Source organism: Halocatena halophila (assembly GCA_027563145.1).
Classification (GTDB): domain Archaea; phylum Halobacteriota; class Halobacteria; order Halobacteriales; family Haloarculaceae; genus Halocatena; species Halocatena halophila.
This window is the reverse complement of record CP071306.1, coordinates 1,372,671-1,387,523: the sequence shown is the minus strand read 5'-3', so window position 1 is coordinate 1,387,523 and position 14,853 is coordinate 1,372,671. Positions and strand designations below refer to the sequence as shown.

At 55.8% G+C, this 14,853-nt stretch carries 14 protein-coding genes; 6 read left to right on the top strand and 8 right to left on the bottom strand.

Annotated elements, in window-relative coordinates:
• The first annotated feature begins 308 nt into the window (after nucleotides 1–308).
• On the top strand, nucleotides 309–1,439 hold the full coding sequence (locus JXQ78_RS07405; protein WP_330630140.1) for a DsbA family protein: 1,131 nt from the start codon (nucleotides 309–311) through the stop codon (nucleotides 1,437–1,439).
• A gap of 47 nt (nucleotides 1,440–1,486) precedes the next feature.
• Here JXQ78_RS07405 and JXQ78_RS07400 read toward each other — a convergent pair whose 3' ends face one another.
• From JXQ78_RS07400 to JXQ78_RS07385, 4 genes are all read right to left on the bottom strand, one after another.
• Complete coding sequence (locus tag JXQ78_RS07400; RefSeq protein WP_330630139.1) at nucleotides 1,487–2,080, bottom strand: hypothetical protein; 594 nt, start codon at nucleotides 2,078–2,080, stop codon at nucleotides 1,487–1,489.
• A gap of 207 nt (nucleotides 2,081–2,287) precedes the next feature.
• Entirely contained in the window at nucleotides 2,288–2,542 is a 255-nt protein-coding gene (locus tag JXQ78_RS07395; protein ID WP_330630138.1) for a DUF7111 family protein, read from the bottom strand.
• Nucleotides 2,543–2,586: 44 nt separating this feature from the next.
• Nucleotides 2,587–3,726 carry an acyl-CoA dehydrogenase gene (locus JXQ78_RS07390; protein ID WP_330630137.1) on the bottom strand — a complete coding sequence of 380 codons (1,140 nt, stop codon included), beginning with the start codon at nucleotides 3,724–3,726 and terminating at the stop codon, nucleotides 2,587–2,589.
• Between the two features lie 61 nt (nucleotides 3,727–3,787).
• A complete protein-coding gene (locus JXQ78_RS07385; protein ID WP_330630136.1) occupies nucleotides 3,788–4,648 on the bottom strand; it encodes a 3-hydroxyacyl-CoA dehydrogenase family protein in 861 nt (286 codons plus the stop codon).
• A 147-nt stretch (nucleotides 4,649–4,795) separates the two neighbouring features.
• Between JXQ78_RS07385 and JXQ78_RS07380 the strand changes: the two genes are divergently transcribed.
• Genes JXQ78_RS07380 through JXQ78_RS07365 form a run of 4 tightly spaced genes read left to right on the top strand, consistent with a single transcriptional unit; the run spans nucleotide 4,796 to nucleotide 9,184 of the window.
• Nucleotides 4,796–5,584 carry a class I fructose-bisphosphate aldolase gene (locus tag JXQ78_RS07380; RefSeq protein ID WP_330630135.1) on the top strand — a complete coding sequence of 263 codons (789 nt, stop codon included), beginning with the start codon at nucleotides 4,796–4,798 and terminating at the stop codon, nucleotides 5,582–5,584.
• On the top strand, nucleotides 5,581–6,417 hold the full coding sequence (locus tag JXQ78_RS07375) for a class 1 fructose-bisphosphatase (RefSeq protein WP_330630134.1): 837 nt from the start codon (nucleotides 5,581–5,583) through the stop codon (nucleotides 6,415–6,417). Before JXQ78_RS07380 ends, JXQ78_RS07375 begins: the two co-directional genes overlap by 4 nt.
• Nucleotides 6,418–6,470: 53 nt before the next feature.
• The gene (locus JXQ78_RS07370; protein ID WP_330630133.1) at nucleotides 6,471–7,418 is read left to right on the top strand and encodes a hypothetical protein; all 948 of its coding nucleotides are present in this window, start codon (nucleotides 6,471–6,473) and stop codon (nucleotides 7,416–7,418) included.
• Between the two features lie 59 nt (nucleotides 7,419–7,477).
• Nucleotides 7,478–9,184 (top strand): acyl-CoA carboxylase subunit beta, encoded by a 1,707-nt coding sequence (locus tag JXQ78_RS07365; protein ID WP_330630132.1) that lies wholly within the window; start codon nucleotides 7,478–7,480, stop codon nucleotides 9,182–9,184.
• On the opposite strand, the gene JXQ78_RS07360 is transcribed toward JXQ78_RS07365, so the two are convergent.
• The 4 genes from JXQ78_RS07360 to JXQ78_RS07345 all read right to left on the bottom strand — a co-directional run bounded on the left by JXQ78_RS07360 (nucleotide 9,185) and on the right by JXQ78_RS07345 (nucleotide 14,418).
• Nucleotides 9,185–9,769, bottom strand: a complete 585-nt coding sequence (locus tag JXQ78_RS07360; RefSeq protein ID WP_330630131.1) for a PH domain-containing protein — start codon at nucleotides 9,767–9,769, stop codon at nucleotides 9,185–9,187. It lies immediately after the preceding gene.
• Nucleotides 9,766–10,353, bottom strand: a complete 588-nt coding sequence (locus tag JXQ78_RS07355) for a PH domain-containing protein (RefSeq protein WP_330630130.1) — start codon at nucleotides 10,351–10,353, stop codon at nucleotides 9,766–9,768. The genes JXQ78_RS07360 and JXQ78_RS07355 overlap by 4 nt, the downstream gene beginning before the upstream one ends.
• Nucleotides 10,354–10,521: 168 nt before the next feature.
• The gene (locus tag JXQ78_RS07350) at nucleotides 10,522–13,905 is read right to left on the bottom strand and encodes a UvrD-helicase domain-containing protein (protein WP_330630129.1); all 3,384 of its coding nucleotides are present in this window, start codon (nucleotides 13,903–13,905) and stop codon (nucleotides 10,522–10,524) included.
• 48 nt (nucleotides 13,906–13,953) lie between these two features.
• Nucleotides 13,954–14,418 carry a MaoC family dehydratase gene (locus tag JXQ78_RS07345; protein WP_330630128.1) on the bottom strand — a complete coding sequence of 155 codons (465 nt, stop codon included), beginning with the start codon at nucleotides 14,416–14,418 and terminating at the stop codon, nucleotides 13,954–13,956.
• 83 nt (nucleotides 14,419–14,501) lie between these two features.
• On the opposite strand from JXQ78_RS07345, the gene JXQ78_RS07340 reads away from it, so the two are divergent.
• The gene (locus JXQ78_RS07340; RefSeq protein WP_330630127.1) at nucleotides 14,502–14,678 is read left to right on the top strand and encodes a hypothetical protein; all 177 of its coding nucleotides are present in this window, start codon (nucleotides 14,502–14,504) and stop codon (nucleotides 14,676–14,678) included.
• Nucleotides 14,679–14,853: the final 175 nt, after the last annotated feature.

Sequence of the window (14,853 nt, the reverse complement as noted above, 5' to 3'; positions counted from 1 at the left end):
AAACGGACCTTCCAATTGATCGCCCGGAAGGAAAAGCCGGTCGGCCCCCTTCGCGCCTCATTACAGTACCACATTTAATCAACACTCTAACAAGAAGTAATAATATGAAGGGGGTGATTCCATCGCCATATCCAGTGATTAACCGGCCACTTGGAGGCATTTTGACAACCACAATTTAATCAGTGCAAAAGCTCCGCCGTCTTGCGATTAAACAATCGTTTGCAACAGTTGCAACGGTCTGAATTGGCCTGAAATGTCGGTAAACGACCGGCCCCCTTTTTAGTCCTGTTCGGAGGAGTGTTAGCCGGATGAAGCCATCACGTCGAAAGTTCCTGGCAGTTACTGGCAGCGCTGCGGTAACAAGTGTCGCTGCCGGTGCTGGTACGGCGAGTGCTAAAACCGATGTGCACAACGCGCCTGTTCCAGACAACGCATCGTTTCTCTACCCAACGATGGGAAAGAGCCCGGACAACCCGACGGCAACGCTGTACGGGAACTTCAAATGTCCGTTCACACAGGAGTTCGTCAAGAGTGTGTTGCCACACATCGTTGATGAGCTCGTACAAACCGACAAGCTGAACTTCCGCTTCCGTACGATTTCGTACGACCCATATGGGCGCGGAACGACTCACGGCACGTCGGGAGGATTCATTTCCTCGAGCGACCCAGAAATCAGCGCAACGACGCTCGGTGTCTGGGAGGAAGATCCCGATTCGTACTGGACGCTCTTCGAGAACATGTTCGACGACCTGGTTTCGGGTACAGTGACGCCGAGCTCGCTCGAAGGACGCATGTCCCAGGCTGGCGTAGACAACATCTCCGAGGTCGTCGCTGCGGCCGAAAACGGAAAGTACGACAGCCTCGTGAAAGATTCGCACGCTGATTCTGAGGACCTGAAGATTCCACACACCCCAACGCTCGAGATCGGTGGGCAGACTGTGGTCGGTCCACAGAAAAACGGTGCCGAGAGCACGATCGATTTCATCGCGGCAAATATCTCTTCGGCTGCTACCTACAAGCCAAAGCAGGACTCCGAGGAGGTCACGAAAGGATCGACCAGCAGCTCTGGAAGCTCGACGAACACGATCACGCTCGACGGCTCCAACGTGCAGGGCTGGGCAGACTATCAGCTCACCGTTTCGGGCGAATTCGAACAGAGTCGTGCAATGGACTCCTCGCTTGAGGACTCCGACACGATCGACGGCTCGACCGCAAAGGGCGGCCTCGGTCCGTGGGAAGACACCTACACCTACACTGGTGAGGTTACCGATCTCGTCGTCACACAGCCAATCACGGTCGTGAAAAACGGCTCCGAGGTCAGTCTCGACGACATCGGTGCAACTGTCTCGTCCAACACCATCGAGGCAAAATCTGCATCCGCAAAGGATTCGAGCACTGTCACCGAAGACGCAATCTCCGGCGTTTGTGGACGTCGGTGAACGACACGATTTTCGCGTTCTAGCACCGAAATTTCCGGTGTCCCCGTTCAGGAAAGTCCAGTAGACACTGGACCGTTTGCTGGGGTATACTCGATCGTTCCGTTCCAGGAGTCGTAATGATCATCGTGGGCATGATCCACATCGTAGAGCCCAACTGAGACCGAAAGCGTTCCCGCAGAATGGGGAGTGAGTGCCCTTACTGGCACTTCGAGACCGAACGTGCCGTTGTCGCGGTACGGAACGCTCGCCCGGCTCACACCGTTGCCTTCAACGGTGACGTAGAAGTACGGCTCACCGTCCACGTCGGGTTCTGGGTCCACATTTCGCATCGTCGTATTCGCACGAACGAACAGATCGAAATCTGCGTATCCGCTGCCGTTTGGAGACGGTTCACGGTGACTGAACCGAACGGAGTGAATGCGCGATTGAGGTTTTGATTCGGGGGATTTCGGCGGTGTTGGTCGTTCAAACTCCGATGTGTTCGTCGCCGGCGTCAGCGGTCCACTCTCTGCTGTCGATTCAGTGTTACCCGCTTTGGTTTCTGCAGGTCCAGGGGCTGTCGAATCGACCGATGTGGGTGTTGGAGTCCCAATGCTTTCATCATCTATCCCTCCACTGGGTGCGTCGGGTTGAGGAATCACACTGCTACAGCCTGCGATCATGATTACGAGTATCAATACAAATACTATTGTCCGTGAGTCGTGCACAGCTATCGGTGTTCAGGCCACCAATTAATCGTTTTGGAAGCTCTACACCGACAATTTACTGTTCGAACAGAAATACATTAGAACGAAATAATTAGTAGCTTGAGAGTGCTGGGACGAGCCAGCAAGACAGAAAACACCTCCTCAGATCCCCAGGGTTTGGGCCTGTTCGGGAAGTTCGATCGCTCGCGGATCGACACCGAGATATTCGGCGGCGTGATCAAGTGCCATATCCAGTGCGTAGTAGCGCTCCAGTTCGTTACCGCCTGATCGGACCGAACAGATTGCATAGCCAGTGGCATTCTGTGCGATCGTAACGCGCTTTTCACCGTGTGAAATCGTCACCCGGTGTTCGTTTGGCGTGGATTCGTACTGCGCGGTGATCGTCTCGGTCGGCATACCAACACAACAGGGGTCCAGCGGTTCGAACCTATCGATTGCGCTCAGAGCAGTTCGTTTGCGATCGTGTTTCGCAACACTTCGCTGGTGCCTTCATAAATCTCGTTCAGTTTCGCGTCTCGATAGAAGCGCTCTGCCGGAAAGTCAGTCGTGTAGCCATAGCCACCGTGGATCTGAATGCCTTCGTTGGCCACTTCTCGGGAGACTTCGCTGGCGTAGAGCTTTGCCTGTGCGGCTTCTTTGATGAACGAGTCGCCGCGCAGCTTCAGATCGGCGGCCTGGTGCATCAACAATCGAGCGGCGTTCACCTTGGTGTCCATGTCGGCGAGTTTGTGCTGGATGGCCTGGAACTCACTGATTGGCTGCTCGAACTGCTCACGCTGGGTTGCGTACTCGATTGCCTGATCGAGTGCCGCCTGTGCGATGCCGACACCACGGGCAGCAATGGTTATCCGGCCGCCATTAAGCGTTTTGAGCGCCTGAACGAACCCCTCACCTTCCTCGCCCAGTCGGCGGTCGGCTGGAAGTCGAAGCTCCGAAAAGCGGAGTTCGGCGGTTGGACAGCCCTTATCACCGAGTTTGTGCTCCGTTCCTTCGACGAAAAAGCCATCATCCTCGCCAGGTCGAACGATGAACGATGAAATCCCCTTCGACTCCGCCGCAGGGTCGGTTTTTGCAAACAGCGTGATCGTATCCGCAACCGAACCGTTCGAGATCCAGAGCTTGCCACCGTCGATCACGTACTCGTCGCCCTCGCGCTCGGCGGTGGTTTCCATTGCTGGCACGTCACTTCCCGCCTGAGCCTCAGAGAGCGCAAACGCACCAACGTCGGTCCCTGCCGCCAGCGGTGTCAGATACTCCTCTTTCTGGTCTTCGGACCCAAATTCGTACAGCATGTTGCCGGCCAGCGATGTGTGGGCCGCAACAACCGTGCCGAGTCCACCACTGCCACGAGCAATCTCTGCGAGGCCGATCGCATACGAGTGATAGTCCAGACCCGCGCCGCCGTACTCCTCGGGAAACGGCATGCCCATCAGCCCGAGCTCGCCCATTTCGCTTACTAACCCTGTTGGGAATTCGTCGGTGGTGTCGATCTCATCGGCGACGGGAACGATCTCCTCGTCGACAAACTCCGAGACCATCTCCTTGATCTGTCGCTGTTCGTCTGTCAAACGAAAGTCCATGATTGATGTGGGTACTACCCACTCTTGATAGTTAGCATCACGATTGGCGCGGGAGTGGTGCCTACTCGTAGCTGTAAAAGCCCGCTCCGGTCTTTTTACCGAGGTCACCGGCTGCTACCTTTCGTTTGAGCAGATACGCCGGGGTGTACCGATCGCCAAGCTCCTCGTGGAGCGTTTCAGTCGCATCGAGGCAGATATCGAGACCAATGTGGTCGGCAAGCTCAAGCGGGCCCATCGGAACGTTCGTCCCGAGTTTCATCCCGCGGTCGATGTCCGCTTTCGTGGCAACCCCCTCGTCATACGCCCGAATTCCCTCGTTGATCCATGGCATCAAGATTCTGTTCGAGACAAAGCCCGGTTTATCGTCCGACAGCCAGGTCTCCTTTCCCAGTTCCTGGGCGAATTCATCCGCAAACTCGACGACTGCATCGGTCGTGTGTGCCCCAGAGACCAGCTCGACCCCTGTCATCACCGGCACCGGATTCATGAAATGGAGCCCCACAACAAGTTCGGGACGGGCCGTTGCACTCGCAATCGAAGTCACCGACAGCGTGCTCGTGTTTGTCGCCAGTATGACGTCCGAATCGAGCGTGCTGTCGAGATCGGCGAAAATCTCCTGTTTGATCTCCATATTCTCGACGGCAGCCTCGATCGCCAGATCGCAGTCGGAAAGCGCTGAGAGCTCCGTCGTGCCGGTGATTCGGTCGCGTGTTGTCTCCGATTCCGTGGCTGTCAGTCGATCGCTCTCGACGAGCTTCGAGAGACTCGATTCGATCGTTTCGAAGCCGGCTTCAACGCGGTCGGTGTCGATATCATAGAGTTGCGTTTCATAGCCCGCCTGGGCGACAACCTGTGCGATCCCACTTCCCATCGTCCCAGCGCCGATAACCGCAACGCTCTCGATCTCCGTGCGAAACTCCATACCTTCGCTCTGCGATCCGCCGGCCTAAACCTACCGTGTTTTCACGCCAGGAGAACCCATTAGCAAGCAGATACTTGCAAAAGTGAGTAAATATTTTTCTGATCGAATGCCGGTACACTGATTACGCCGCTCCGATACACTCGAACTATGATCCCGATCGACGAGACGCCTCTCACACGGGACGGCAAAGTACTCATACTTGCGTACGATCACGGTCTCGAACACGGGCCGGCGGATTTCACCGGTCTCCCCGAGAGCGCAGATCCAGCCCGTACGTTCGAGGCGGCAACACATCCAGCAGTGACCTCGATCGCCGTGCAAAAGGGGGTTGCCGAGGCGTACTATCCTTCCTACGAAGACGACACCGATCTCCTGTTGAAGCTCAACGGTACCTCAAATCTCTGGATGGGCGAACCCGACAGCTCTGTCAACTGTTCGGTCGAGTACGCCCACGAGATTGGTGCCAGCTCCGTTGGCTTTACGCTGTACGGCGGATCGAACCACGAGGTCGAGATGACCGAAGAGTTCCGTGAGATACAGGAAGATGCGCGTGCGCACGACATGCCCGTCGTGATGTGGTCGTATCCGCGCGGCCAGGGGCTAAAAAACGATACGAAAAGCGACGTCATTGCGTACGCCTCCCGACTTGCGCTCGAGCTTGGCGCAGACGTTGCCAAAGTGAAATACCCCGGCTCGAAAGCCGGAATGGAACATGCCGTGCAGATGGCCGGCAAAACGAAGGTCGTGATGAGCGGCGGGTCGAAAACCTCCGATCGGGAGTTCCTAGAGAGCGTGAAGGCGGTCATCGACGCTGGGGGGAAAGGACTTGCCGTCGGACGCAACGTCTGGCAACGTGAGAATCCGACGCAGATTCTCGATGCACTCGAAAAGGTCATCTTCGAGGAGACGACCGTCGACGCCGCACTCGAGGCATGACACTTTCACCGATCTTCGAGGTCGTCGCCGAAACGGCCAGCGAGATTCGATCAAGTCTCGCCGGTCGGCGCACATACGAGGACGGCGTCAATCCGAGCGGTGAGACACAGCTCGAAGCCGACGTGTACGCCGACAGACTCCTCGAAGAGCGGCTGTGTTCGCTGTCGAGTGTCGGCAAGTACGCCAGCGAAGAGCGCGACGCCGCTGTCGGCGACGGTGAGGGCTACACCGTGGCTGTGGATCCTCTCGATGGCTCTTCGAACGTCAAATCCAACAACGCGATGGGGACGATCGTTGGGGTGTACGAGGAGTCACTTCCAACGACCGGTCGATCGCTCGTTGGAGCCGGGTACGTGCTCTATGGACCACTCACCACGATGGTGGTCGCAGACGATGGCGTCACCGAGTACGTCATCGAAGACGGTGAACCAACGGCGGTTCGTGAAGATCTCTCCATCCCGGCCGATCCGGTGGTGTACGGCTTCGGTGGCCGAAAACCCGACTGGCCGGCCCCATTCGCCTCGTATGCTGAAACGGTCGCAACGGAGCTGAAACTCCGATACGGCGGTGCAATGATCGGTGACGTGAACCAGGTGCTCACCTACGGCGGAATTTTCGCGTATCCCGCGCTCGACACACATCCAGACGGGAAACTCCGGTTGCTGTTTGAAGGCGCACCGATCGCGCATATCATCAACGCCGCCGGCGGCAGCTCATCCGATGGATCGCAGTCGCTGCTCGACGTGGAAATTACCGATCTCCATCAGCGCGTTCCCGTACACGTCGGAAACACCTCCTACATCGACCGGCTCGAAGAAACACTCGCAGAGTAATTATTTGTTGCAGACACCACAACACATACTTCATACTATCCACGTGTGTACGTATGGGGCTCGGGTCTGCGCCTGCCGTGCCGATTTCGGATGGAACGCTCACCACGGGAACGTTTCGGGGGCAGTGTGAATCGCCAGTTGCGCCCGCGCAATCGCGATTATCGCATTCGCGATTCCTGCCGTGGCGAGGTGGTCGGACTCTGCTACGATTCTGGGGGATAGACAGATCACTCGTTCTTTCGGGAACCGTGATCGACGACGGTATCGTTGGTGTCACCCGGCTCTGGGTGTACGACCGGGACCAGGGGTCCGTGCTGGTCGATCGGTCACGCCTGTTGCCGCCGTTCGTCTGTCATGTGCCGCCTGAATCGCTGTCTGATCCGATGGCCGTCGGCAGATTTCTGGACAGTCGACTGACGATCGAGCTTCGTGGACGGACAGCGAGGCTCTCGGGTCGGATGGGGAATACACGACTCACCGTTGGGTTCGACACCAGTGACGTCGAGCCGGTGACCGAGATTTTGGGCTCGACTGGTGACTCCGGGATCGAGTGGTATCGTGTCGTCGAGCATCGACCGGCGCTTTCGCTCACCGGCTGGCTGGACGTGGATGGGAATCACTTCCGGCTCGATGAGGAGGCGACCGGAAGCCTTGCACACGCCTACAGCGAATTCGATCGCCACCGGCCGGTCGAACACAGAGAAGCGCTTGGCCGATCCGATGGCGGGCCGGTTGCCGTCGTCCCAACGGTTGATGGCGTCTGTTTCTGGAGCGATGGGACGCCAGAACTGCGCTCGCACACGGAAGAACACCAGAGTGGGTCATTCCCCACCGCACTCGAGTACCACAATCACCACACCGGATCGCACACGGCTTCTTTTGGGCCGGTTACGTACGACCACCACCACGATGTGGGAATCTGGACCGGGGAGATAGCATCGCACTCGTTCGAGAACGCGGACCTGATCGGACTCACAGACCGATTCGATCTGGGGCGATAGCGACCGATCTGCGACGGAAGTTCGCAAAGCCCTATTAGGTCCGTTTAAGAATATTATGTATGAAGGTACGGATCGATGCGGACGCCAGCGAGGAGGAGGCCAGGGCGACCGCGGCGGCACTCGCCAGACACGCCGTCGAGGAAGTCGAGGTGTACGTCGGGGACGAAGAGGCCCCAGCTGTCGTTCACACAGCAGACGAAGTTGGTACTGCGGTGCCGGCCGATGATGTGGGCCCGACGGACAGAGAGATCGAGCTGCTCGAAGAGATCGCTCGTATCGAAGGAGGTGGCCCAGAGAAGTACAAAGAACGGCTCGATGAGCAGGGAAAGCTGTTCGTTCGTGACCGACTCGATCTCTGGTTCGACGAACTGCTGTTCGAGGACGGACGATTCGCCGAATTCGACGCTGATGATCAGCTGCCGGCGGATGGACTCCTCACCGGCGGAGCCGAGTTTGAGGACCGGACCGTTCATTTCATGGCCAACGATTTCACGGTGAAAGCCGGATCGATGGCCGAGAAGGGCGTCGAGAAGTTCCTTCGAATGCAACAACGTGCGCTCGAAACCGGTCGGCCGGTGTTGTATCTGATGGACTCCTCGGGCGGACGAATCGACCAGCAGACGGGCTTTTTCGCCAACCGAGAGGGGATCGGGAAGTACTACTACAATCACTCGATGCTCTCCGGGCGCGTACCACAGATCTGTGTGCTGTATGGCCCGTGTATTGCGGGTGCAGCGTACACGCCGGTGTTCGCGGATTTCACCATTATGGTCCGTGATATGTCCGCGATGGCGATCGCTAGCCCTCGAATGGTGGAGATGGTGACCGGCGAAGAGATCGACATGCAGGCACTCGGCGGGCCAGAGATTCACACCAAGCAGTCCGGGAGTGCAGACCTGATTGCTGACGACGAAACGCATGCCCGCGAGCTCGTTGCGCAGCTCATCTCGTATCTGCCGGACAACTGCGAGGAGACGCCGCCACAGGCTGATCCCGTCGCCCCATCGGTCTCACCGTCGCAGCTCGATCGCGTCATTCCAACGGATCCGAACAAGGGATACGACATGCGCGAGCTGCTCGACTGTGTGGTCGACGCCGACTCGGTCCTTGAGCTGAAACCAGAGTTCGGACCGGAGATACTCACTGCGTTCGCCCGGATCGACGGGCGGCCAGTCGGCGTGGTGGCGAATCAACCGGCAGCACGCGCTGGTGCGATCTTTCCGGACGCAGCCGAGAAGGCCGCCAGATTCATCTGGAAATGCGATGCGTTCGAGATTCCCCTGTTGTATCTGTGTGATACGCCGGGCTTTATGGCGGGCTCGGCCGTCGAAACCGAGGGTATTCTTGAGAAAGGAAAGAAGATGATCTATGCCACCTCCTCGGTGACGGTTCCAAAGCAGTGTGTGGTGGTGCGCAAAGCCTATGGTGCAGGGATTTATGCGATGTCCGGGCCAGCATACGGTCCCGAATCGACTATCGGGCTTCCGTCGGGTGAGATCGGTATTATGGGGCCAGAGGCAGCCGTCAATGCGGTGTATGCCAACAAGCTCAACGCGATCGACGATCCGGACGAACGGGCAAAGCGTGAGCAGGAGCTGCGAGAAGCCTACCGGGAGGATATCGACATACATCGAATGGCAAGCGAGATGGTGATCGATGAGATCGTTCCGCCATCGTCGCTTCGCAGTGAGCTCGCCAATCGGTTTGCGTTCTACGAGACGGTCGATAAGGATATTCCGTCCAAAAAACACGGGACGGTCCTCTGATCAGTCGGCTTCGATCGCGACTCTAAGCTGGCGTACTTCCTCGGCAATTGCCGTCCACTCCTCGATCGTTCCGGGTATCTCCGGTTCTGTGTGTTCGATCCCCTGGATCGACTCGATTCTGTCCAGAATCTCACGTGGATGTCGAATGTCCGAAAACGTCAGCGCGCCGGCCACGCCGGCGGTGTCGACTCTGATCGAGCCGTAGTTCAACAATCGACCCAATCGGCCCTGGATGAGTGTGCTGTTCTGGATCATCCGGTGACTGATTCGATCGACACGGGTGGAAAAGACGCCGCGTTTGCTGTACACCGCTTTGTCGGTGATTATGAACTGAGTGTTGAGCAACACCACGTAGTTCCAGATCGGTATCGCCAGACCGAGGACAATCCCGACGACGGCGATAAGAATCGCTCCCTGTGGGATGGTAACGATATCACGGAGTTGAATGATGAGTCCCAGCGAACTCAGTGCTATGAGTGCAACGCCCGCAATGGCTGGTCCGGTGATGCGCATGCGCCGTGGATGGCCGAGCCACTGGACGGTTTCATTGTGCTGATTCGGAAGTATTGTCTCAATGTTATTCATGGCGATTCGTCGATCGTTTCCGTGTCGCCGTTCGACGGATCCGAAATCCCGATCGTTGGTTCAGTGTCCTCGCTCACAGTGCGCCGAATTGCAGTGAGCTCTGAGAGGATCTCTTCTAACACGTCCTGTTTTTCCTGGGTTGACTCGTCTCCACCGGTGTCAGTGCTCTGTTCGTTGATTATCGACTGAATCGTTCGGGGATTGGCCACGTTTCGAAAGAGCAACTCCACGCCACCGGTTCCGGCGGTTGCAACCTCAACCGTCCCGTAGCCGAACTTCGATCCGATGAACGTCTGCTGATAGGAGGTGTTCTGTACCTTATCAAACTCGATCCGTTTGACGTTCCGCGAGAAAACGCCCGTTTTCTTATACACTGCCTGGTTCGTCACCACGTAATGCGTGCGCGTGTGATCCAGATACGAACTTATCACGAGTGGAATTCCAACGAGTAGTAAACAGAGCGGGAGCCCGACCGCAACCGATACGTAGAGACTCAAACGATGGGGCGTCTCGCCCCACAACAGTTCCTCATCGGTCTCGAGCGTCAACCACTCAAACCGATCTGCCGACGGTGTATCGCCCATATGAAACCCAACTTCATTGAGGATCATAACTATTGGGTCTGATGTGAAATAAAATGGGTGGGGCTGGAGCCGAAGAACGATATCTCCGGCATTTAATAGGTCGTCATCAGTGAAATGGCAAGGATCTCACCGACTTCGAATTCTCAGATTCTCGTTTGTGTTGCGTTCTCAGTCCTGCGCCGAAGGAGACACCGTCGTGATCGGTTCTTTCACGACTGATTCATCGATAACGATCTGCTCTCCGAAACCATTATTTTGTGGATCTATGTTGGAGAGTCTGTACTCGTTCCCTGGGACGAGTTCTTTCAGGTGAGTACTCTGCCAGGCAACGAGTGGAATTGAAAATCCATCACAGAAGAACATGGCTTCGAACGGTTTGGGATCACCGTGTCCGAGGTTGTTCCAGGTTCCAACGGTGCCAGTAAGGTCCCATGTGTCGGATCGTTGTTCCTCAAGATGATGATCAATGTCAGACAAATATCGTGACGCGTTGCCGTGTTCAGTGACGATGTAAAGCTCGCGCTTTGTTCTTGTCATTGCTACGTAGAACACACGCCGTTCCTCTGCGAAGTGGGACGCCTGATTATCAATTACGGGATCGAGCAATCGATTTTCCCTGTGGGGTTTCGGCAGCCCATTGTACGTCTGCTCCCGTGCGTTCGCGAGAATTACCACCTCGGCTTCAGTGCCTTTCGATTTGTGTATTGTCTGGACTGTTACCGCGTTATCCCCGTTTCCGTGGGGGATCGACCGTTCTTCGAGCGTTTCCCTGATAGCATCCGTGAACGGACCTGCAGTGTCAGTTGGAGAGAGGACCATGATATCACCGGTATCGATATCGGGTGCAGTACGTGATTGTTCTACAATATCGACGACCGTACTCGGTAATCGGCGGTCGTAAACGCCGCTGAGGGTGCGCACCGTGGGTTTTGATTCAACGTCAGAGTCGGCTGTGACGTCTTTGTACGTCAATTCGTCTTCGCTGTACTGCATCAACTCTGTTCCAGCCTGAACGATCGCTGGAGGACAGCGGTAGTTGATTTCGAGCTGGGTTTTCGCATTGTCGGGGAACTGGTCGTCGAAATCGATGAAAAATGACGGGTCGGACCCCCGAAAGCCATAGATGCTCTGCCAGTCGTCACCGACGGCAAATAGGCGCGTATCGCTCGTTTCTCCCATGAATTGTTTGACGAATTTTATGATCATCTGGTTTGCATCCTGGAACTCATCGAGAAGGATATGCTGGAACATCGCCTCGAACCGCACTGGATCACGTTCGCCAGCTTCGATCGCAGATTCTAAAATTGCCGTAAAGTCTGCAGGCCCCCCAATCGAATCTGCGTATTCGAGGAAGGCTTCTAGTAACCAGGATCCAGCGGTACAGAAAGCCTGCTGGATCTCATCGGTGGAGTCCGTCCGATCACGAACCGCTTCGGGTGAAAGTGCAAACGTCCTGGCGTTTTCGAGAAAGTCAGTGTACTTATCGATGCAGTATTCGTGTGCGGATTTACCGTACCTGCTTGTTTCAATATATTCCGCACCAATGGTCAGAAACCGCTGGTGAGCCTCCCTAAACTGGTTGACTGTCCCTTCATCACACTCTGGGAGCGACGGATCTGCACGCAGTATTCGCGACACGAACCGTTCGTGGGGCTCATCAAGATCGAACGACGAAGATTCGAACTCATCACCGACGAGATTGATGGCGAACTGATGATAATTGAAAATGTTTAGCCGTTGATCATCAATACCGAGTGCATCGCTGATTCGATCACGCATCTCCGCAACGGCGTCGTTCGTGTATGTTACGGCGACAATATCATCAAGCGGGACTCCCTTGCGATGGAGATACAGGAAACGATACGTGAGAGTAAGCGTTTTGCCTGTGCCAGCACTGGCGTCAACGAGATTGTGACGGTCGTTTTTGACGATTGCTTCCTGTTGTGCCTCATTGAGCGATCCGTGTTCAGTTTCGAAAAGTTTCGAAAATCGCTGCTTTTCGCTCTGAATAAACCGTTCGTTGTAATCGCTGAGGGTGTCGGCATAGGCGTTGTAGGTAGCCAACCGTTCGTTGGCCCACTCTTCGTTCTCTTCGGGAAGAATCGAAAGCTCCAGCTCTCGGTGAAGGTCACGAAGGTCCGCCCGTATTGCTTCGCATTCGTCGGTGAGAAACTCCTCATCCGGCGAGGTCATGTACTGCTGTTCTCGCTCGTATGGTTTGTATCTGCCATCGAACGTTTCCATTCGATTCGTGAGTGTGATTTCGTAGGAGTTGAACTGTTGGAGTTGCTGTACGTACGAGGTGGCGTCTTCCAGGGCGTGTCTCGTTCGATATAGCCATGTCCCTCGTTCGAATGGAAGGTACTCCTCATCGATCGAATCCGAAAGCGCGGCGTAATCATCCATTGCTTCTTCGAGTTCGATCTGGGCTGCCCCTAGCTCACAGCGTGGCCGTTCGCGTTCGTACCGACCCGCAAGGACACGCTCGACCGTCGATCCGTAGGCAGCCTCGAGCTGCTGGAGCCCCTCACGACAGCGCTCATCTTGCGTATCCATCTCGTCGTGAATCTCCTTTAGATCACGGAGATAGCTCATCCGAAACAGCTTTGCGAACACTTGATCGAGGTGGGGAGGCGTTCGTTCGAGCAGCTGTTCGACGGCATTCGCGTCACTTCGGTGGTCTTCGAGCGCCGCACAGCTAGGCGACTCTTCTTTTCCGGGAAGTCCGCCGCCGAATCGTTGGGTCGCCACGATTGAATCGTCAGCATCAGTTTTTCGGACGTACACGTCCCAGAGATCCGTCGTCTCCAGGTCCTCTGCATTCGTTTGTTCCGCTGCGAGAGTTCGCCAGCGCTCGAACGGCTTTGTCTCCCCAGCTGCCATGTGATCGAAATGTTCTTGAAATAGCTGTCTCACAGCCGATTCGTCGGCCTTTGTCTGCGATTGGGCCCCAATCGAGAACCGACAGTCATCATCCGGGCAGGCCAACGCGCGGACGTGCTCGTCGGTCCCTGTTTTTGCGGTTCCATAGATGTTCTCTCGGAGTTCGGTCGTCTTCTCATAGGTTCGATCGTCAGCACCAATTGGGGTGTTCGGCCGATCGAGAGCCCGCTGTGTGATGGTCCGCTCGATTAGCCCAACCTGACAGAACGGACAGAGTCGTTCAGGCGTGGTAACACGATCTGTAGTTGTGTAACTCGCTTTCCACTGACAATCTCCGTGTTCGATGATCCCGGTGACAATTGGTTTCTCATCCGGAAGCAATCGTGCTTTCCATGCATTGAATTTGGCAGCCGCTTTGGTCCAGAAATGGTCAACGGTATGCCATACGTAGGCCACAACCGTGCCGATCACCACGACCGTTCCGGAGAAAATCCATGGATTCGAGAGTAGCTCGAACACGTCAAAGACCAACGACACAGCGGGCGAGATCGCCAGAATACGTCCATACGTTTCGAGAGCACTCCAGAGCAGTCCGATAACGACAATTATCGCAAATACACTGGTGGTTCGGACACGTCGAATGCGGTCGATAAGTCCTGAAATTTTCACATACAGTTGCACACAACAGTTCGTATTATATGTTGGTGATCTATGTCTTTAATTTTCATCTGGACGTTTCAATGACAGCGCAGTCCGGTCGAATTCACAGACAAGCGTTTCGGACTCGCCGTTGACGGTGAACGCCTCGACGTGCATGGTGACGATCCCGCGTTCGCCATCGGAGGTTTCTCGTTTGTCGGTGACGGTCGATTGTGCACGGATCGTATCGCCAACGAAGACGGGATTCGGGTGTTCGACGTTGTCGTAGGAGAGATTCGCGACGATCGTTCCGTCGGTCGTGTCACCGATCGTGAGCCCAACGGCAAGCGACATCGTATACAGGCCGTTGACCAGCCGACGTTCGAACTGCGAATCAGCAGCGAACTCTGCGTCCAGGTGCAGTGGTTGCTGGTTCATCGTCATGTCGCAGAACGTCTGGTTGTCCGCCTCGCTGATGGTCCGGCGTTTTTCGTGTTCGATCGTTTCGCCCACTTCGAACTCCTCGTAGTAGCGTCCCGTCATGCGTTGATCGAGCGGCCACAGCCAGTAATAGCACTCGGATTTCGAGAATGGATTCATTGTCACTGAGCGACTAGAAGGGGACCATGTGGCGACGGTCCTCACCCAGTCGGTTCATGAAATACGTCTATCTGTTCGTTCTGGGTGCCGTTCTCGTCGGTTTTGGGAAGTCACTGCTCAAAGCACAGTCGTTCGAAGAATCACTCGAGCTGCTCAAATCGTTCCTCATTCTTGTGCTCGTTCTGGCCATCCGGCTTCGGTGAGAGAATTTGTTACTGAATCCGTCTTTCACAATTATTCCTAATTAGCTTTATAATCGATCGGAAAGGCAATGCAACACGAGAGCACAGCTGCGTCGCGAGGGCGTTGCGCGTTCGTGTTGAATGCGCCGGGTGCTAAGGACACCCGACGCTGGGCTCTCAAACTGAGGATCACCCA

What these genes read in the sequence shown, in the direction of transcription:
- JXQ78_RS07380 (WP_330630135.1), top strand. Translation starts at nt 4,796, where the DNA reads ATGATCCCGATCGACGAGACGCCTCTCACACGGGACGGCAAAGTACTC.
- JXQ78_RS07405 (WP_330630140.1), top strand. Translation starts at nt 309, where the DNA reads ATGAAGCCATCACGTCGAAAGTTCCTGGCAGTTACTGGCAGCGCTGCG.
- JXQ78_RS07385 (WP_330630136.1), bottom strand. Translation starts at nt 4,648, where the DNA reads ATGGAGTTTCGCACGGAGATCGAGAGCGTTGCGGTTATCGGCGCTGGG.
- JXQ78_RS07390 (WP_330630137.1), bottom strand. Translation starts at nt 3,726, where the DNA reads ATGGACTTTCGTTTGACAGACGAACAGCGACAGATCAAGGAGATGGTC.
- JXQ78_RS07395 (WP_330630138.1), bottom strand. Translation starts at nt 2,542, where the DNA reads ATGCCGACCGAGACGATCACCGCGCAGTACGAATCCACGCCAAACGAA.
- JXQ78_RS07360 (WP_330630131.1), bottom strand. Translation starts at nt 9,769, where the DNA reads ATGAATAACATTGAGACAATACTTCCGAATCAGCACAATGAAACCGTC.
- JXQ78_RS07340 (WP_330630127.1), top strand. Translation starts at nt 14,502, where the DNA reads ATGTGGCGACGGTCCTCACCCAGTCGGTTCATGAAATACGTCTATCTG.
- JXQ78_RS07355 (WP_330630130.1), bottom strand. Translation starts at nt 10,353, where the DNA reads ATGGGCGATACACCGTCGGCAGATCGGTTTGAGTGGTTGACGCTCGAG.
- JXQ78_RS07370 (WP_330630133.1), top strand. Translation starts at nt 6,471, where the DNA reads ATGGGGCTCGGGTCTGCGCCTGCCGTGCCGATTTCGGATGGAACGCTC.
- JXQ78_RS07375 (WP_330630134.1), top strand. Translation starts at nt 5,581, where the DNA reads ATGACACTTTCACCGATCTTCGAGGTCGTCGCCGAAACGGCCAGCGAG.
- JXQ78_RS07365 (WP_330630132.1), top strand. Translation starts at nt 7,478, where the DNA reads ATGAAGGTACGGATCGATGCGGACGCCAGCGAGGAGGAGGCCAGGGCG.
- JXQ78_RS07345 (WP_330630128.1), bottom strand. Translation starts at nt 14,418, where the DNA reads ATGACGGGACGCTACTACGAGGAGTTCGAAGTGGGCGAAACGATCGAA.